The organism is Dyadobacter sp. CY326, from assembly GCF_021390515.1.
Lineage (GTDB): Bacteria > Bacteroidota > Bacteroidia > Cytophagales > Spirosomataceae > Dyadobacter.
Genome location: NZ_JAJUXI010000011.1, coordinates 148,263 through 167,395, shown reverse-complemented (window position 1 = coordinate 167,395; position 19,133 = coordinate 148,263). Strand labels below are relative to the sequence as shown.

Annotated in this window: 20 protein-coding genes; 12 read left to right on the top strand and 8 right to left on the bottom strand. The window is 43.7% G+C overall.

Annotated features, from left to right (window positions below; all coding sequences use genetic code 11):
- The first annotated feature begins 4 nt into the window (after positions 1-4).
- A complete protein-coding gene (locus LZG73_RS21505) occupies positions 5-853 on the top strand; it encodes a tetratricopeptide repeat protein (protein WP_233854431.1) in 849 nt (282 codons plus the stop codon).
- Between the two features lie 260 nt (positions 854-1,113).
- A complete protein-coding gene (locus tag LZG73_RS21500; protein ID WP_233854430.1) occupies positions 1,114-2,676 on the top strand; it encodes an Rne/Rng family ribonuclease in 1,563 nt (520 codons plus the stop codon).
- Between the two features lie 25 nt (positions 2,677-2,701).
- On the opposite strand, the gene LZG73_RS21495 is transcribed toward LZG73_RS21500, so the two are convergent.
- From LZG73_RS21495 to aat, 5 genes are all read right to left on the bottom strand, one after another.
- Positions 2,702-3,529, bottom strand: coding sequence for an enoyl-CoA hydratase-related protein (locus LZG73_RS21495; RefSeq protein WP_233854429.1), 828 nt, complete (start codon positions 3,527-3,529; stop codon positions 2,702-2,704).
- A 42-nt stretch (positions 3,530-3,571) separates the two neighbouring features.
- Positions 3,572-4,657: a M20 family metallo-hydrolase gene (locus LZG73_RS21490; protein WP_233854428.1), complete on the bottom strand. Its 1,086-nt coding sequence runs from the start codon at positions 4,655-4,657 to the stop codon at positions 3,572-3,574.
- Complete coding sequence (locus tag LZG73_RS21485) at positions 4,651-5,901, bottom strand: glutamate-5-semialdehyde dehydrogenase (protein ID WP_233854427.1); 1,251 nt, start codon at positions 5,899-5,901, stop codon at positions 4,651-4,653. Before LZG73_RS21485 ends, LZG73_RS21490 begins: the two co-directional genes overlap by 7 nt.
- Positions 5,901-6,932 (bottom strand): glutamate 5-kinase, encoded by a 1,032-nt coding sequence (proB, locus tag LZG73_RS21480; protein WP_233854426.1) that lies wholly within the window; start codon positions 6,930-6,932, stop codon positions 5,901-5,903. The genes LZG73_RS21485 and proB overlap by 1 nt, the downstream gene beginning before the upstream one ends.
- Before the next feature lie 113 nt (positions 6,933-7,045).
- Entirely contained in the window at positions 7,046-7,657 is a 612-nt protein-coding gene (aat, locus tag LZG73_RS21475) for a leucyl/phenylalanyl-tRNA--protein transferase (protein ID WP_233854425.1), read from the bottom strand.
- A gap of 372 nt (positions 7,658-8,029) precedes the next feature.
- Between aat and LZG73_RS21470 the strand changes: the two genes are divergently transcribed.
- The 10 genes from LZG73_RS21470 to hemH all read left to right on the top strand — a co-directional run bounded on the left by LZG73_RS21470 (position 8,030) and on the right by hemH (position 15,571).
- Positions 8,030-8,755, top strand: a complete 726-nt coding sequence (locus tag LZG73_RS21470; RefSeq protein WP_233854423.1) for a GNAT family N-acetyltransferase — start codon at positions 8,030-8,032, stop codon at positions 8,753-8,755.
- Positions 8,756-8,887: 132 nt separating this feature from the next.
- Positions 8,888-10,090: an argininosuccinate synthase gene (argG, locus tag LZG73_RS21465; RefSeq protein WP_233854422.1), complete on the top strand. Its 1,203-nt coding sequence runs from the start codon at positions 8,888-8,890 to the stop codon at positions 10,088-10,090.
- A 26-nt stretch (positions 10,091-10,116) separates the two neighbouring features.
- Complete coding sequence (locus LZG73_RS21460) at positions 10,117-10,353, top strand: DUF2281 domain-containing protein (protein ID WP_233854420.1); 237 nt, start codon at positions 10,117-10,119, stop codon at positions 10,351-10,353.
- Positions 10,350-10,754 (top strand): type II toxin-antitoxin system VapC family toxin, encoded by a 405-nt coding sequence (locus LZG73_RS21455; protein ID WP_233854418.1) that lies wholly within the window; start codon positions 10,350-10,352, stop codon positions 10,752-10,754. The genes LZG73_RS21460 and LZG73_RS21455 overlap by 4 nt, the downstream gene beginning before the upstream one ends.
- Positions 10,751-11,734, top strand: a complete 984-nt coding sequence (gene argC, locus LZG73_RS21450; RefSeq protein WP_233854416.1) for an N-acetyl-gamma-glutamyl-phosphate reductase — start codon at positions 10,751-10,753, stop codon at positions 11,732-11,734. Before LZG73_RS21455 ends, argC begins: the two co-directional genes overlap by 4 nt.
- Before the next feature lie 33 nt (positions 11,735-11,767).
- Complete coding sequence (locus LZG73_RS21445; protein ID WP_233854414.1) at positions 11,768-11,995, top strand: hypothetical protein; 228 nt, start codon at positions 11,768-11,770, stop codon at positions 11,993-11,995.
- A complete protein-coding gene (locus LZG73_RS21440) occupies positions 11,974-12,360 on the top strand; it encodes a type II toxin-antitoxin system VapC family toxin (protein WP_233854412.1) in 387 nt (128 codons plus the stop codon). The genes LZG73_RS21445 and LZG73_RS21440 overlap by 22 nt, the downstream gene beginning before the upstream one ends.
- Positions 12,361-12,375: 15 nt before the next feature.
- Positions 12,376-13,512: an aspartate aminotransferase family protein gene (locus tag LZG73_RS21435; RefSeq protein WP_233854410.1), complete on the top strand. Its 1,137-nt coding sequence runs from the start codon at positions 12,376-12,378 to the stop codon at positions 13,510-13,512.
- Positions 13,513-13,545: 33 nt separating this feature from the next.
- Positions 13,546-14,493: an N-acetylornithine carbamoyltransferase gene (locus tag LZG73_RS21430; RefSeq protein ID WP_233854408.1), complete on the top strand. Its 948-nt coding sequence runs from the start codon at positions 13,546-13,548 to the stop codon at positions 14,491-14,493.
- A gap of 10 nt (positions 14,494-14,503) precedes the next feature.
- Positions 14,504-15,571, top strand: coding sequence for a ferrochelatase (hemH, locus tag LZG73_RS21425; RefSeq protein WP_233854406.1), 1,068 nt, complete (start codon positions 14,504-14,506; stop codon positions 15,569-15,571).
- 11 nt (positions 15,572-15,582) lie between these two features.
- Here hemH and LZG73_RS21420 read toward each other — a convergent pair whose 3' ends face one another.
- From LZG73_RS21420 to LZG73_RS21410, 3 genes are all read right to left on the bottom strand, one after another.
- On the bottom strand, positions 15,583-16,734 hold the full coding sequence (locus LZG73_RS21420; protein ID WP_233854405.1) for a cysteine desulfurase family protein: 1,152 nt from the start codon (positions 16,732-16,734) through the stop codon (positions 15,583-15,585).
- Complete coding sequence (glmM, locus tag LZG73_RS21415; protein WP_233854404.1) at positions 16,731-18,143, bottom strand: phosphoglucosamine mutase; 1,413 nt, start codon at positions 18,141-18,143, stop codon at positions 16,731-16,733. Before glmM ends, LZG73_RS21420 begins: the two co-directional genes overlap by 4 nt.
- Before the next feature lie 102 nt (positions 18,144-18,245).
- Positions 18,246-19,094, bottom strand: a complete 849-nt coding sequence (locus LZG73_RS21410) for a transglutaminase family protein (protein ID WP_233854403.1) — start codon at positions 19,092-19,094, stop codon at positions 18,246-18,248.
- Positions 19,095-19,133: the final 39 nt, after the last annotated feature.

Sequence of the window (19,133 nt, the reverse complement as noted above, 5' to 3'; positions counted from 1 at the left end):
TATTATGAAAAAGTCTATTCTTCTTTCTTGTGTGCTTGCAGTTGCGCTTGTTGGAACGCTTTTTAGCCTACCAAAAGTTGTTGTAAACACAAAAGGCAAGGAAGTAGGCAAGGAACGAAGCCAATCCGAAGCAGCTGCTACAACGACTGCTGCTCCGGAAGCTTCTCCAAAATCGCAGCATGACGCAGCCACGCTCTCACCTGATCAGCAAAAAATTGTAGATCAGCTCAGAAATGGTTTCAATAATGCCAGCGAAAAAGAAAAAGCAGTCGCAGGTTTGAAATTATCCGACGAGTTCGCGAAACTTCAAAAATTCGACAGCTCAGCGTTTTACGCTGAAAAAGTGGCACTTTTATCTCCAAGCATTGAAAATCTTGTCAGAACTGGGGATCGTTATTACGAAGCTTATGGTTTTGCAATAGATGAGGCGAAAGCGAAGAACCTTGGAGTTAAAACCCGCGAATATTACCAAAAAGCACTTGACCAGAATCCTGGATTGTTGGCTGTCAAGGCTAATATGGCAATGACTTACGTTAACACAGAAAACCCGATGCAGGGAATTTTGATGTTGCGCGAAGTGATTGACACCGATCCTACCAATGAGTTGGCATTGTTCAACCTGGGGATTTTATCCATGAGGTCTAACCAATATTCAAAAGCTGCCGACAGGTTCAGACAAATTTTGACCAATAATCCGGCTAACACAAAAGCTAAGTTCTATTTGGGATTGACGCTGGTGGAGCTGGGAAACAAGGAAGAGGCCCGCAAGGTACTCGCCGAAGTTAAAAAGGAAGAAAAAGACCCGGTTATCCAACAAGCTATAGGTGAATTGGAAGACCGTCTGACCAACTAAGCGGAAATTAAGAAAATCAATTTTTTATTACAAAACGACATAAACATGCCTTGCGGAAAAAAAAGAAAGAGACATAAGATTTCCACTCACAAGAGAAAGAAAAGACTTAGAAAGAACAGACATAAGAAGAAATAATATACCATGACCGGATTTTGTAAAAAAGTCCGGTCATGCCTTCTTCCCCTCGTATGTATTGCCCCTTTCAATCTGAAAGCGGAGGTTAAGTATCAACATTATATAGCCATTTAGTTGGTTGAACATTGAGTAACGAATTATTAATCAATTCTACTCAAAAGGGAGAACGTATAGCCCTTTTGCAGGATAAACGTCTTTTAGAATACCACGTCGAAACACCGGATCAAAGCTTTACCGTAGGCGACATTTACCTCGGGACGGTCAGAAAGCTGGTAGCGGGGCTTAATGCTGCGTTTGTTGATGTCGGTTTTGAAAAGGATGCGTTCCTGCATTATCTTGATTTGGGGCCAAATATCAATTCTCTCAACAAATTAACGAAAGACGTTATATCCAAGCGTCAGACTTCCGGGAAGTTGAACAACTTCAAAATGGAGCCTGAAATTGAAAAGCTTGGTAAAATTGATAAGGTTCTTTCGAAAAACCAGCCAATCCTTGTTCAGATCGTTAAGGAGCCTATTTCTACAAAAGGCCCGCGATTGTCCTGCGACATTTCTATTGCCGGACGTTACATTGTTCTGGTTCCGTTTTCCAATTCTGTAAACCTTTCTAAAAAGATTACGGACAAGCAGGAGAGAAATCGTCTGCAACGTCTGATGTCGTCCATTAAGCCTGCCAATTTTGGTGTAATTATTCGCACCGTTGCCACGGGTAAAGATGTGGATGAGCTTAATAAAGATTTGCAGGATTGCCTTGATAAGTGGGAAAATGGCATCAAGATGCTGCGTGACGCCAAACCACGTGACCGCGTTATTGGTGAAATGAACCGCGCTTCTTCGATCATCCGGGATATGCTGAATGAATCATTTGACAGCATTACGGTTGATTCCAAGGAAGTTTACGACGACATTAAGGCTTACATTCACAACATTGCGCCGGACAGGGAGAACATCCTTAAACTGCATAATGGGAAAAATAAGCTGTTTGAACAATTTGGTTTAGAAAAACAGATCAAATCATTGTTCGGTCGATCTGTTAGTTTGCCAAATGGCGGTTATCTGATCATTGAACACACTGAGGCGTTGCACGTTATTGATGTAAATAGCGGTAATAAGTCCAATTCCGAAGAAGATCAGGAAGCCACTGCACTAAGCGTTAACCTCGAAGCAGCGAAGGAAATTGCCCGTCAATTACGCCTACGCGATATGGGCGGAATCATCGTCGTCGATTTTATCGACATGAAGAAAGCGGACAACAAACGCGTTCTCTTCGATACAATGCGCGATGAAATGAAAGGCGACCGTTCAAAATACACGATCCTGCCCCTTTCGAAATTTGGTCTACTGCAAATCACCCGTCAGCGTGTAAGACCTGAAATGAACATTGTGACCCGCGAAACATGCCCTACTTGCGGCGGAACGGGGACCATTCAGGCGAGTATTCTGGTTTCAGATGTGATTGCTAATAATCTCGATTACATTCTTACCAAGCAAAATGAACGTGGAATCACCATTTCACTTCATCCATTCCTGCATTCTTATTTTACCAAAGGATTAATTTCCGAGCAGGTCAAATGGCTTTTCCATTATAAAACTTGGGTAAAACTCATTAAAGACACTTCACTAGGCGTTGTAGATTTTAAATTCCACAACCGTTACGGAGAAGAAATCGAGATCGTTCCCGGAAATTAATTGATTGTTTGCTGGATTAAACTGCTTACTTGGCTTTCCAGTTAGGGCTTCTTTTTTCTTTGAAAGCCTGCATTCCTTCTTTTGCGTCCTCCGATTCCAATAACAGATCCAATTGCTGTTTCAGGAAAGCGTGCCTTTCATTCTCCGAAATCGCATTCAATTGATGCAATGCGCTCATTCCAGATTGTATGGCAAGCGGGGCGTTCGCGGAAATTTTCTTAGCGAATTGATTTACATCATTTGCAATGTCTTCTTTTTTAGAAACGTGGGTCACAAGTCCAAGTTCGAGCGCCTCGCCGGCATTGTAAGTATCCCCGGTTATACACATTTCCAATATTTTTCTGGGAGGGATCATTGAACTTAGTGAGGCCATAACCTGCATCGGCCAAATGCCGCGTTTCACTTCGGGGAGACTGAATGTGGCCTCACTGACACTGAATACAAATGTGCAGCCGCAAATGATCAGAAAGCCTCCTGCCAAAACTGGCCCCTCAACCTGGGCAATGCTGGGTTTCAAAAGATCAGCAAATGCATCCCCCAGTCTGACTTCTTCGCGGATAACCGGCAATGCTGGATTTCTTCGGTCAGCAGAGGCGTCATGAAACGCATTCAAATCTGCACCAGCACAAAAAACAGGCCCTTCTGCATTGATCACCACACATCTAATTTCATGATTAAAATGTGCATATGCCAGTGCAAAAGTGATTTCTTCGGCCATGGTCGGGGTAAAAGCATTGCGCTTTTCAGGCCGATTCAGGGTGATTGTAAAAGTGTGCGCTGACAAGGAAGTTTTGATAAACAAAAACTCCACCGATCGAAAGGCCTGCACATCTTCAACTGTATAAAACCGCATGGGCAAGCTCGATTTACATTTGGCTGAGACTAGGAAGACAGATCAAGACTTGGTGACCACAGTTTCCAGCATCTTGATATATTGTTTAATTCCTGCCTCAATTTCGTATAAATAAATGAATTCATCAGCACTATGCGAGCGCGCAGAATGCCCGGGGCCCATTTTCAGCGAGGGACAATCCAGCAAAGCCTGATCCGAAGTCGTCGGCGAGCCATATGCAGTGCGGCCCAATTTCAACCCTTCTAAAACGATTGGATGATCCATTGGAATGCTCGAAGGCCTTAACCTGATCGAACGAGCGGAAACCTCGGAGTTAATATTGGTCTGAATCACCTCAATGACCTCTTCCAAAGAATATTGATCCGTCACCCGAACGTCAATTGTAAAATGACAGGCATCCGGAACCACATTATGCTGCGTGCCCGCACTGATCATTGTGACCGACATTTTAATCGGACCCAATGTGGGTGAAACCTTGGGAAACTTGTATTCCCGAATCCAGGCAATGTCCTTTAATGCTTTGTAGATTGCATTATCACCTTCTTCCCTGGCTGCATGACCGGAAATTCCCTTCGCTGTGCAGTCCAGGACAAGCAAGCCTTTTTCTGCGACTGCGAGTTGCATTTCAGTTGGTTCACCGACAATGGCAAATGCGATTTCGGGCAATTCGGGAACAACGATTTCAAGACCTTCTTTTCCTGAAATTTCTTCCTCCGCGGTTGTGGCAATGACAATGTTATAAGCAAGATCCTGTCTGTCAAAAAAATGGCAGAATGTTGCAATTAATGACACCAAACATCCGCCGGCATCATTGCTGCCTAGTCCAAATAATTTATTTCCATCAACAATGGCCTTAAAAGGATCCAACGTCCAGGATTTGTTTGGCTTGACCGTATCGTGGTGTGAGTTTAAAAGTAAAGTCGGTTTACTTTTATCGAAATGACGGTTATATGCCCACAGATTATTCTTTTTTTGCTGAAAAGGAATATTTCGTTCATCAAAATAGTTAGCGATCAACTTCGCTGTATTAGCCTCTTCCTTACTGAACGACGGCGTTTCAATCAGACTTTTCAGCAATTCAATCGCTCCGCTTGTAAGCACTTGAATATTTTCGCTTGTGTTTACCATCTTACTTGTCCGTCACCTTTCACAATCCACTTTTCAGTCACAAGTTTTTCCAATGCAAAAGGTCCGCGCGCATGTAGTTTTTGCGTTGATATGCCAATTTCTGCACCCAAAGCAAAGACAGCACCATCCGTAAAACGCGTTGACGCATTGGCATAAACGGCAGCAGCGTCCACTTCTCGCAGGAAACGCTCAATTTGCGCTTCATCTTTTGAAATAATCGCTTCCGAATGTCTTGACGAATGTGCTCTGATATGCTCCAAAGCTTCGTCCAACCCATTTACGACTTTCACAGAACACTTATAATCTAAAAATTCTCGACCAAAATCTTCTTCCTGAGCATGCTGTAAAAACGGATAACCGGCATTTTCTAAGATCGCATATGAGTCATCATCAGCGAAAACCTCTACATTCCATTTGATGAAATCTTCTTTTAATTTCGGTAAAAGCGCACTCGCCACTTCCTTGTCCACCAAAACCGTATCCAATGAATTGCAGACCGATGGCCGCGAAACCTTGGCATTAACCACTATTTGAGCAGCCTTTTCCAAGTCGCCTGTCTTTTCGATGTAAGTGTGACAAACGCCCGCTCCCGTTTCAATGGTTGGAACCAAAGAATTTTCACGAACAAACTTGATCAAACCTTCCGAACCTCTCGGAATGATGATGTCCACAAATCTCGTCGCAGTAAGCAGTTCCGAAACAAACTTACGGTCTGTGGGCAAGAGCATTACAGCAGCAGGATCAATGTTGAATTTGCGCAGGCTTTCATGGATTAATCTCACCAAAAACAGATTTGAAAAATTTGCTTCCTTCCCTCCTTTCAACACACACGCATTTCCCGAGCGCAGGCATAGCGAAGCCACATCCAATGTAACATTGGGCCTTGATTCATAAATAACACCCACAACGCCCAACGGAACCGCGATTTTGGTCAGCGATAATCCTTGCTCAATCGTGCGCTCCAACAACACTTCACCGCTCGGATCGGGCAATGCAGCCACATCGCGTAGACTTTGCGCCAGGTCTTTTATTCTTTTTTCATTTAACAGTAACCGGTCCTTTTTTGGATCGGCATCGTCCATTGCATCAAGATCTTTCTGATTTTCTGCAATAATGTTTGCCGAGTTTTCCAGCACTTTATTGGCTAAATCGAGCAAAAGATCGGCGCGCTGCTTGTCGGACAAGTTGCGGACAGACGCGGAGGCCTTTTGTGTTTTTTCTAAAAGAGGTAAAATGGATTCCATTATAATAATACGATATCGTTGGCATGCGCCACTTCAAAATTCACTGTTTTCAGGTTTTCACGAATGGCTGACGACGTTTCCCGCGCCCTAGCAACCGCGATCATTTGTTCGGAGGAATCATATATTTCAATAATTTCACCCGATTCGAATTCCCCGGTTACTTCGACGACGCCCACGGCCAGCAAGCTTTTTCGTTTCAATAAAGCTTTGGAAGCGCCTTCGTCAATTTGCAAGCTTCCTGAAACCAGCCCGCCGCTTCCAAGCCATCTGTTTCTTGCTGAAAGTGTGCTTTTTCCTGCATTAATCACGGTTCCTGCCTTTCCTTCAAGCGCTTCGAGCAACTCATCCTGACCATTCATTCCAAAAATCACTACGCGTATTGCCATGCGTGCGGCCAGTTTGGCGAAAGTCAGCTTAGAAGCCATTCCACCGAGACCGAGAAATGATTTGTCCGTTCTTACGAATTTAAAAACCTCATTGACATTGGATACGTTCCGAAGAATGTTGCCGCTTTCGTCGAGCAGTCCACCGACGGATGTACAGAACATCAAAGTTTCAGCGCCAAATCCAACAGCCAGCAATGTCGCGAGCTCATCATTATCCGAAAATTTCAGCTCACGGTCACTAACAACGTCATTTTCATTTACAATGGGAATGATGTTGTTTTCCCAAAGTTCTTCAAACGTCTCTTTCAGTTGCAAAAACTTGTTACGATTTGCAAAATGCTGCCTTTCACAAAGACTTTGGGCAATGTATATTTTATTAGGAGCAAAATGAGCGGCATAAAGTCCAACCAGCAGCGGATTCCCAACCGAGGCTGCGGCCTTGCGCTGCGTCATCGTGCCCTTATAATCCTGAATATATGCCTTTCCAGCACCCACCGCGCCAGATGAAACAATGATAATCCGATATTGATCGTGAATGACCGAAACCTGCCGCGCTATTTCGGAAATGATCCTGATGTCAGGCTCACCCGATGGCAAGGTTATGGATGCAGTTCCAAATTTAATTACAAGAATAGGTTTCGACACTTTGAATTGGCTTGAAAAGAACGGCGACCAGATTGCCCGTTCGCGGGTTCTGATTTGAGGCTAAAAGTAGAAAATTATTGCGTCTGATAAACCGGTTGGCACAAAACCAATGCTTAAAGAATGTCTTCGAGGACACTTGCATTAAACCGCCTTTTCAATTTTAATGCGCCTTTCAAGCGATCTAGATAATCTTCCCGCGGAATTTCAATAGCGCCATAACGCAGCACATTGTCATTGATAAACTGTGTGTCCAGCAATGCAAACCGATTCAGACGCAATAGTTGGATCAAATAATGAAACGCGACCTTGGATGCATTGCTTTCCCTTGAAAACATCGATTCGCCAAAGAAAACGCCATTGATAGACACGCCATATAATCCGCCCACCAGCTTATCGGAACGATAAGCTTCGACGCTATGCGCATAACCAAGCTCGTGCAATGCTGTATAAGAGGCGATTATTTCCTCCGAAATCCAGGTTCCCTGCTCCGTCGTCCGAGGCCCTGAGCAGCCACGCATTACGCCTTCAAAGTCCGCATTGACCTTTATCTCAAAGTATTTTTTGTTCAGAACAGGCCGCAGCGATTTGGACGGTTTGTATGTTTCAATGGGAATGATCGCCCTTGGATTAGGTGAATACCAGTAAATTGAACCATCTGCCTCTGCCATGGGAAATATCCCATTTATATATCCGTTAAGAATATCATCTGTGCTGATTACTGACATAAAAGCCATAATTTAACAATAGCGCTAATTGGAGAAGTCCGGAATATTACAAATCTCGATCTTTCGAATCAATAAAAACATCTTACAAACCGAACCATAAAAATATATCTTCTGTTTCTTTGGAGTGACAATTTTTTTTTCAAAATTTGCACCCTATTAGACGCATTAGCAAGTCAATGAACGACAACGGAATACATACTGTTCTTCATACTACGCCTTTCCGATTCAGGTCCCCCCGGACCGCATAATTTCTTTTTACCTACGTGGTAAAACTCTTATACCCCAATCTTCTTACAAGTTTCAAAACGTCCCATCGTTTTATCTGGGTATAATTAATTATTGTTTCGAACATTTTTGTCAGCATAGTCATCAATGAAAAATACCGAAGTAGTGGGCAGTAAGTTTATAGTTCAGACTGCCAATGAAAATCATCTTCACTTTGCCGATACAATTTGCGCAGAGATGGAAGAGAGCGCCAAAAAGCGTGGTACTGGCATAGCCAAACGTTCTCCTGTATATATAATGGAAAAAATGGTGGAAGGGAAAGCGATTATCGCAACCACTGACAGCGGCGAATGGGTAGGTTTTTGTTACATTGAAACGTGGGAACACGGCAAATTTGTGGCGAACTCAGGGCTGATCGTTCATCCTGATTTTCGTAACAGCGGAATGGCAAAAGCAATTAAACAAAAGGCTTTTGAGTTATCACGCAAAAAATATCCTGATGCAAAAATCATAGGCATAACCACCAGTTTGCCTGTAATGAAAATCAATTCGGATTTGGGTTACGAGCCTGTAACTTTCAGCGAGTTGCCTGCTGACGATGCATTCTGGAAAGGTTGTGCGAGCTGCGTAAATTACGATGTTTTGACGCGGACAGGCAGAAAACATTGCCTATGCACGGGCATGATGTATAATCCGGAAGAAAAGAAAAAAGAAGAAATTGCTGTTGTAGGCGTTGAGCCCGAAAAACATTCCTGGGATTTTCTGAAAGAGTCTAGCCTTTACGAGCGTTGGATGCGCATTAAACAGCGCATTTTATTGCGAAGGGAAGAACGCGCGAGAAAGAAAAACGCCGGGACGGTGCTGGTACATTAAAGTACAGCCTTATTTACAGATTCATATATCTTAAAATACCTCGCCCGGCAGCCATTTTTGGCCCGAAGCGAGGTATTTTTTTGTTACTTTGTACTCCAATTTAAGCAATTTGTCAGATTCAGATTTAATATAATGTCACAACCCAAAGTAGTATTAGCGTTTAGCGGAGGATTAGACACCTCTTTTTGTGTAAAATATTTAGCCGAAGACAAAGGTTACGAAGTCCATTCCGTTTTGGTGGACACAGGCGGTTTTTCTGATGAAGAGCTGAAAACAATCGAAGCCAATGCTTATGCTTTGGGCGTGAAAAAACATGCGACGATTTCCAAAACGAGCGACTATTACAACGATTGCATTAAATATCTGATTTTTGGGAATATCTTAAAAAACAACACATATCCCCTTTCAGTAAGCGCAGAACGTGTTTTTCAGGCGGTTGCTGTTGCGGAATATGCCAAGGAAATCGGCGCGAATGCCATTGCGCACGGGAGCACAGGAGCAGGAAATGATCAGGTGCGTTTTGATATGGCTTTCCGGATTATCATTCCGGAAGCAGAAATCATTACACCGATCCGTGATCTGAAACTTTCGCGCGAAGCGGAAATTGAATATTTGACCAAGAAGGGCGTGGGCCGTGAATGGGCAAAAGCTGCTTACAGCATTAATAAAGGGCTTTGGGGAACATCGGTTGGTGGAAAAGAGACATTGACATCAAATCAATATCTTCCAGAATCTGCCTGGCCAACTCAAATTTCCAAGACAGAACCTGAGACAATAACCCTGGAATTTGACAAAGGTGAATTGAAAAGCGTTGCTGGCGAAACTTTTGATAATCCGGTCCATGCGATTCAAAAGCTGGCTGCAATTGCACAGCCCTTCGGCATCGGCCGTGATATCCATGTTGGCGACACCATTATTGGGATTAAGGGCCGCGTTGGTTTTGAAGCCGCAGCTCCGCTGATCATCATTAAGGCGCACCATACATTGGAAAAACACGTGCTGAGCGAGCAGCAGCTTTACTGGAAAGAACAACTTTCAAATTGGTATGGCAGCTTGCTTCACAAAGGTCAGTTTGTTGAGCCTGTCATGCGGAACATTGAAACGTTCTTAGCTGATACACAGACACATGTTACGGGAAAAGTACACGTCCATTTAGCTCCTTATCGCTTTCACGTGGAAGGAATCGAATCACCGTTTGACCTGATGTCTTCCAAATTCGGAAGCTACGGCGAAATGAACAACGCCTGGACCGGCGACGACGTAAGAGGATTTTCAAAAGTGGCTTCTAACCAGGTGATGATTTATCAGAAGGTTAGCGAGTCGGCTGAGTCTTAAAATAAAGACAATTTTAAATTCGTATCATGACTAAGATAGAACTACAAAGTCAAATCCAGCGAAAGGCACAGGAACTGCCTCTTGATTTACTTCAAGAAGTGTATGACTACATGGAGTTCATTTTAGAAAAGCGAAAAAGAAGGCCTTATTCGAAAGATCAGGATTTGGAAAACTGGTGGCATAACATTTCAAATTTCTCTGGTGATTATATGATACAACGTAATCAGCCTCCTCTTGATACAACTGACAATTTGTTCGAATGAAATATCTGCTGGACACTAACATTGTAGCATACATTATCAAGAAACGGCCGGTCGAAGTTTTTAACAAGTTGCTATCTGTTCAATGGGAAGAAGTGGGAATTTCGTCAATTGTCTTAGCAGAGCTTTGGTTTGGTGTTGCAAAAAGCCAGCACAAGGAACAGAATAGAATGGCATTGGAGCATTTTTTAGCGCCTTTTACCATTATTGATTTTGATACAAAAGCAGCCGAAACATACGCATTGATTCGGGCTGATCTTGAAGCAAAAGGGAATATTATCGGAGCAAATGATCTGCTGATTGCTGCGCATGCGCTCAGCCACGAACTCATTCTCGTGACAAACAACATGAAAGAGTTCGAACGGGTTGAAAATCTTAAAATTGAAAATTGGGTTTTGGAATGATACAAATTAACATAGGGATAATCGGTGCGGCGGGTTATACGGGTGGGGAATTGATCAGAATATTGATTAATCACCCTAATGCTGTGATTGCTTTTGCGCATAGTAAAAGTCAGGCAGGGAAACCGGTTTATGCGACGCATACAGATTTGTTGGGAGATACGGATCTGACTTTTTCCGGGGAGGAGGCTCAAACGCTTTTGAACCAGGAAAATCTGAATGTTATTTTTCTTTGTTCGGGGCATGGTGAATCGCAGAAATTTCTTGCTGAAAATGCTGTCCCGGATAATGTTAAGATCATTGACCTAAGCACGGACTTCCGAAATGAGTCAAATGGTTTTGTTTACGGCCTGCCGGAATTGCAACGCGATAAGATTAAAACAGCAACTAAAATTGCCAATCCGGGTTGCTTTGCCACAAGCATTGAACTCGCGATTTTGCCGCTGGCCCAGGCTGGATTGATTAAGGATGACATTCACGTGAGCGCAGTTACTGGCAGCACGGGTGCGGGGCAATCGTTAAGCGCGACGACGCATTTTAGTTGGAGAAGTAATAACATATCGATTTATAAAGCATTCACACATCAGCATTTGACGGAAATAAAAATGAGCCTGAGCAAGTTGCAGGCCGGTTTTGACAAAGCCGTCAACTTTGTGCCTTATCGCGGCGATTACACGCGTGGCATTATGGCAAATGTTTATACAGCATTTAAAGGAACTTTGGAAGAAGCAAAAGGCATTTACAAAAACTTTTACGCCTCACACCCATTCACGCACATTAGCGACGCGCCGATTGATTTGAAACAGGTTATCAACACCAACAAATGCTTCATCAACCTTGAAGTTCATGACGGACAACTGCTGATAACAAGCATTATCGACAATCTGACAAAAGGTGCGTCAGGACAAGCGGTGCAGAATATGAACCTCCTTTTTGACTTACCAGAAGACGCTGGATTAAGGTTGAAAGCACCGGCGTTTTAAAGTGGGGTTTTCAAAACTATAAATTTCGTTGCTATGAACGACTTGCTGCAAACATACAATCAACTTAGTGCATCTCAGCAAAAACAATTGCTGGCATTCGCTGATGGACTTCTGCTACAACAAAAAGCGAAAAGAAGCGATGGAGATCTCCGAAATTGGAAAGAAAAAATCAAGAGTGTGTCGATGTGGAATGAGACGGATATTGCAACGCTTGAAGAGCACATAAAAAACATGGATAATTGGAAAATCCCGCAATGGTAATTGATACAGGACTTTTCATCAAACATTTACGGAAGCCAGATAAATCGAAAACGACATTGGCATTATTGCCTGATGATGCTTCGCTATTTGTTTCAGCTGTAACAGTTTATGAATTGATGATGGGAGCCACCGACATTCAGAAAAAGGCGGACGTAGAAATCTTGCTAAGTGGACTGCCCGTCTTGCCGTTTAGTGAAGAGGTCTCTTTGAAGGCTGCTGAAATTTATCATAACCTGCGAAGGCGTAACTCGCTGATTGAATTCCGAGATATTTTTATTGCCGCAACGGCCATACCATTCCAATTACCAATCAAAACATTGAACCAGGGACATTTTCAAAGAGTCGAAAACCTTGAAATGGCCTGATAACAAATTCCAAACATGTCACACTTATTTGATGTTTACCCCATTTACGATATAGAGCCGGTTAAGGCGGAGGGAAGTTATTTGTGGGACCAGCATGGGACCAAATATCTGGATCTTTATGGCGGTCATGCGGTTATTTCTGTTGGCCATTGCCACCCTTATTATGTGGATAAACTCACAAAACAGCTGAATGCAATTAGCTTTTATTCCAATTCGGTTAAAATTTCGTTGCAGGAAGAGCTTGCGGAGAAGCTGGGCGAACTTTCGGGTTATCCTGACTATAAATTATTTCTCTGCAATTCGGGAGCGGAAGCGAATGAGAATGCATTGAAGCTCGCGTCTTTCCACAATGGAAGAAAAAAGGTTATTTCCTTTACCAAATCGTTCCACGGCCGCACAGCCGGCGCGGTTGCGGCAACTGATAATGCTTCAATTGTTGCGCCTGTCAATTACAAAGAGCATGTTACATTTTTGCCATTCAACGATGTTCAGGCTGCTGAAAACGGCATTACGGATGAAGTTTGTGCTGTGATCGTGGAAGGAATTCAGGGCGTTGGCGGGATCAATGTTGCATCCGGTGAGTTCTTGCAAACATTAAGACGCAAATGTGACGAAACGGGCGCGATTCTGATCCTCGACAGCGTGCAATGCGGTTACGGACGGACGGGAAAATTCTTCTCGCACCAATTTAGCGGCATCGATCCGGATATTATTTCGATGGCCAAAGGAATGGGCAATGGTTTTCCAATCGGCGGAATCCTGATTTCTCCTAAATTTAAAGCCACTTATGGCATGTTGGGAACGACATTTGGAGGAAATCACCTGGCTTGTGCTGCGGCTGTCGCTGTGCTCGACATTATGAAAAACGAGAATCTGATCAATAATGCTGCTGAAATCGGTGATTATCTTTTGAACGGAATTCGGGAAATTGGTGGTTACAAAGAACTGAGAGGCAGAGGACTAATGATTGGAATTGAATATGATTTTCCAGTTAAAGACCTTCGTAATAAACTTTTGTTTGAATATAAAATGTTCACTGGAGTAGCCGGAGCGAACACAATCCGTTTGCTTCCGTCATTGGCTTTGGGAAAAACAGAAGCTGACCTTTTCCTGGAAGCATTGAAAAAAGAAATATCCGTCGCTTCATTATAATTGATCTTTACGCCGCCGATTTATAAAACCTGAATGAAACACTTTCTTTCCATTAACGATGTTACGGACCTTAATCAATTGATCACCAGCGGGATAGCTGCAAAACGGAATCCGTTTAGTGACATTGAGTTGGGTAAGAACAAAACCATCGGATTGCTTTTTTTTAACTCAAGTCTGAGAACCAGGATCAGCACGCAGAAAGCCGCGCAAAATCTTGGTCTTAACGTCATTACAATGAATGTGGGGCAAGATGGCTGGGGATTGGAAATGGAAGAAGGCGTGGTGATGAACGGCGACAAGGCCGAGCATGTGAAGGAAGCCGCGGCTGTTATCGGCAGTTATTGCGATATCATTGGAATACGTTCCTTTGCAGACCTCCAAGATCGAGATAAAGACTATTCGGAAATTGTTTTTCAACAATTTAAAAAATACGCGGACGTCCCGATCATTAACCTGGAATCCGCAACACGGCATCCGCTGCAATCACTGGCAGACTGCATCACCATTGAAGAATTCAAGGTAAAACAGCGCCCTAAGGTCGTTTTGACCTGGCTGCCACATTTTAAAGCATTGCCGCAGGCTGTGGCTAATTCGTTTTGCGAATGGATGAATCCCATGGATGTTGAGCTCGTTATTACGCACCCGGAAGGCTACGATCTGGCACCTGAATTTGTCGGAAAAGGGCAGGTTATTTATGACCAGGATAAGGCATTGGAAGGTGCGGATTTTGTTTATGGAAAAAACTGGTCCTCCTATCAGAGTTACGGACAAGTGCTTACGAGCGATCCTTCGTGGATGATTACGGAAGCGAAAATGTCTCTGACTGATAATGGAAAATTCATGCATTGCCTGCCATTACGCAGAAATATGAAGGTTGCTGACGAAGTGCTGGACGGACCAAGATCACTTGTTATCGAACAGGCTGCCAATCGTGAATGGTCTGCGCAGGCGGCTTTGCGAGAGGTTTTGCTAAATATTTGAACCAAATAGAATGAATACGGAAACGTTGGCTAGGCCACAAACTTTATCAGAAAAATCCGTTCGTAAAACCGGTGTGCTCATCGTCAATCTGGGAACCCCTGACAGCCCGTCGGTGCCGGATGTGCGTAAATATTTGCGCGAATTCCTTATGGATGAACGTGTTATCGACATTCCTTATCTGAATCGATGGATGCTCATTAACCTGATCATCGCTCCGTTCAGAGCTCCGAAATCGGCAAAGGTTTATAAGCAATTGTGGAGGCCGGATGGTTCACCTTTGAAGATTTACGGATATTCTGTTAAGGAAAAATTGCAACGCGTGTTGGGTGATGATTACGTTGTCGAGCTGGCAATGCGTTACCAAAGTCCAAGCATTGAAAACGGCTTAAAGGCATTGAGAAAACAAACATTATCTGAGATCATCGTTGTTCCGTTTTTCCCGCAATACGCCTCTGCGTCAACAGGCTCTGTTTATAAAGAAGTGATGCGCGTGGTGCAGGATTGGGAAGTTTTGCCCGAAATTAAGTTTGTCAACCGCTTCCTCGATCACCCAAAATTTGTTGAAGGTTTTGTTAATCTTGGTAAAAAATACATGGCTGAGCGGCAGTTTGATCATGTAGTTTTCAGTTACCATGGTTTGCCGGAAAGACAAATTACAAAAGGAGACGTGACCGGAAGTTTTTGCCAATTCGGGTCGTGCTGCGACCAGTTGGATGCCCGAAATCAGCATTGTTATCGTGCTCAATGTTTCGAAACAACACGTTTGTTAGTCAAAGGGCTGGGTCTCGCGGAAGGCACATACACAACATGCTTTCAGTCGAGATTAGGAAAAAATCCCTGGATTAAGCCTTACACGGATGAAGTGATTCCCGAGCTGACGAAAAAAGGCGTGAAGAGCGTGCTTGCGTTTTCACCTGCATTCGTTGCCGATTGTCTGGAAACGACCATTGAAGTCGGTGAGGAATATAAAGAGCTTTTCGAAAAGGAAGGTGGCGTTCACTGGCAGCTTGTGGAAAGCCTTAATGACAGTGAAATCTGGATTGAAGCATTGGAAGATATCATAAAAAAAGCGGTCTAAGACCGCTTTTTTTATGATATGATAACGCTTTCCTTTTTGTATAAATCGGCCAGCGTTTGCGCTGCGTAGTCAATGTCTTCTTCTGTATTGTATTTGCCAAACGAGAAGCGGACGTTAGCCCTGTTTTCATCAATTTTAAGCTCGTTCAGCACGTGGGAGCCAATCTCGGTTCCGCTTGCACAAGCACTACCTCCTGAAACCGCAATTCCTGCAATGTCCAGATTGAAAAGCAGCATATCACTGATGTCCGACGGCGGCAAGCTGACATTCAGCACGGTGTAAAGACTTTTATCCAAATCGCCAGAGTTACCATTGAATGAAATGCCTTCGATGCTGCTGCTCAGCTTGTTAATTATTCGCACCTTCAAGCCTTCGATATGCTTGCGATGCGCATCCATGTCACGATAAGCAATTTCCAATGCTTTCGCAAGGCCTACAATGCCATAAATATTTTCGGTTCCGCCACGCATGTTACGCTCCTGCGCGCCGCCATGCACAAACGGCGCAATCTTAATTCCCGGACGCATATAAAGAAATCCAATGCCTTTTGGTCCGTTGAATTTATGCGCTGCACCGACAATGAAATTCGTTTTTATTTGCTGCAAATCATGCTTGTAATGACCCATGGTTTGTACGGTGTCGCTATGGAAAACCGCATCATACTTTTCGCAAATATGTCCCACAACATTGAGATCCAGCAAATTGCCAATTTCATTGTTGCCATGCATTAACGAAACTAAGGAACGCGAATTGGATTGCAGCAATGTTTCCAAATGTTGCAGATCAACTTCTCCTTTTTCGTTAGTATTGACATAACTCAATTGAATATAACCCGCTTTTTTAAGATGTTCGAGCGTGTGCAAAACGGCATGGTGCTCGATTCGGGAAGTTATGGCGTGTTTCAGGCCAAGCGTTTCAATGCTTGATCTGATAGCAGTGTTATCAGCTTCGGTGCCGCCTGATGTGAAGAATATTTCAGCGGGCGCGGCATTCAGAATTCCGGCAATCGTTTTTCTAGCTCTCTCAATAGACGAGCGCACTGCTCGGCCGTAAGAATGTATGGATGATGGATTGCCAAATTGCTCAGTCATGAGCGGCAGCATCACTTCCAAAACTTCCGGATCAAGACGCGTTGTAGCCGCGTTGTCCAAGTAAACTTTCATTGTTGCCTATTTTTTGGCTCCGAGATGATTTCTTTAATATCCGAAATGATCTTGTTTGCCAGATTGATAGCCGTTGTCTGCGTTTCAGATTCGGAATAAATCCTGATAATCGGCTCCGTATTGGATTTGCGCAAATGCACCCATTCCCGGTCAAATTCAATGCGAACGCCGTCAATTGTGTTTAATGGCTGCTTCGAATATCTTGTTTGAATGCGGCTAAGAATGTTGTCAACATTAATATCCGGCGTCAGCTCTATCTTATTTTTTGAAATATAATAACCCGGATATGACCTGCGCAGCACGGAAGCAGTTTTACCAAATTTGGCTAGATGCGTTAAGAACAATGCAATGCCAACCAAAGCATCTCTTCCGTAATGGCTTTCAGGATAAATGACTCCGCCATTTCCTTCACCGCCAATAACCGCATGATTTGCCTTCATCATATTCACCACATTCACCTCGCCAACGGCTGATGCGAAATATTGACCTCCCGCTTTAACCGTCACATCACGCAATGCGGCGGTGGATGAAAGATTGGAAACGGTGTTGCCAGGTGTGTTTTTCAAAACATAATCTGCAACGGCAACCAATGTATATTCTTCACCAAATGGCGTTCCGTCTTCGCACATCAGCGCAAGACGATCCACGTCCGGATCAACGACAATTCCTAAATTAAATGAGCCATCATTCAATGCTTTACTGATTTCACGCAAATGCTCTGGAAGCGGCTCTGGATTGTGTGCGAAATTGCCCGTAGGCTCGCAGTTCAATTTTTTGATATTTTTCGAATCGACACCAAGTGCTTCAAGGAGCATTGGAACCACGATGCCGCCAGTAGAATTTACTGCATCAACAACGATTCGGAAATTGGCATTTGTAATTGCTTCAACATCCACCAACGGCAATGCAAGCACTTGATCTATATGCTTTTGTAAATAAGAATCATCTGAAACGTAGCTTCCCAGTTTTTTAACATCAACAAAAACGAAATCCTCCTGATCAGCAATTCGCAGCACTTCTGCACCGTCTTCTTCTGAAATAAACTCTCCGTTATGGTTCAAAAGTTTGAGCGCATTCCATTGAATTGGGTTATGGCTTGCAGTTAGGATAATTCCGCCTGCTGCATTTTCGGCTGTGACGGCTATTTCAACAGTGGGTGTAGTGGAAAGGCCAAGATCTGTTACGTGAAGACCGACTCCCTGCAACGTTCCGGCCACAAGGCGACTCACCATCTCACCTGAAAGACGCGCATCTCTACCAATAATAACCTTAAAATTTTGTGGATTTGTACGCCTCAGCCAGGTTCCGTACGCTGCTGCAAATTTGACAACATCAATCGGAGTCAGCGCCTCTCCCGATTTCCCACCCACAATACCTCTGATTCCTGAGATAGATTTAATTAACGTCACGATCTAGAATTCCTCTTTTTGTTTGGTTGCAAAAATACTAAATTTCCCTCTCTACTGTCCGATTTTTCTTGAAACAAAAGCAAGATTTGACTTACCGCCCGGTCAGGCTTCCAGTAATTCAATGTCTACATTGGTTGTCAGCAAAGAGCTTGTGAAACCAAGAAACGATCCCATTACAGGCGCCAACTGATCATAATCCGCAGATGTTCCCATACTGATATGGTTGTTAATCACAGCCTTACCTTCTGTCGGATCAAAACCTCTCCAACCAGCTCCCGGAAGAAAAACTTCTGCCCAAGCATGCAGTTCGTGTTCTTGCTGCGGGTTGCCGTACAAGTAACCGCTCACGAATCGTGCTGCTATTCCTAGACTCCGGCAAGCGCCGATAAACAGCCTTGCAAACTCCCTGCATGAACCACTTTGAGCACGCAGCGTGTCGTCTGGCGGATAAGCGTTTCCGTATTGATGGTGTTGGTAAACGAAGTTTTGACTGATATATTGACTCATTTCAACCAAAAAAGGAATGGTTGCATAGTCGACTTGCGCGGCAAGTTTTCGCGCAAACTGCTCGACCTGATAAGTGGAGTCTGTTTTATCAAGATAAGGGATCAGATATTTGTAAATCCGGTTATCGTATAAAAAAGGAATCTTGCTCGTTTCGTAGGGATAAAAAACAAAGTCGAACACATTGACTGGATCGGAGCTGACGGTCATTTCGGCTTCTACAAAAAGTCGCTGATATTGTTGATTGTAGAAATAAATCAAATGCTGCACATTGCCTTCCGCATCCACGTTTTTCACAATTTTCGAAGGCTGCGGATCAATGGTCAGCTTGTAGTCAAGCAGGCGCTGGTGCGGATAGGATCTGGGATACAGATACAAGGTTTGCATTTCGAGCATAACCGGCGCGTTATACTGATATTCAAGCGAATGCCGCACTTTGAGCTTCATGAAAATTCCTGCATTTTACCAGTGTTTCGTGAACAATAT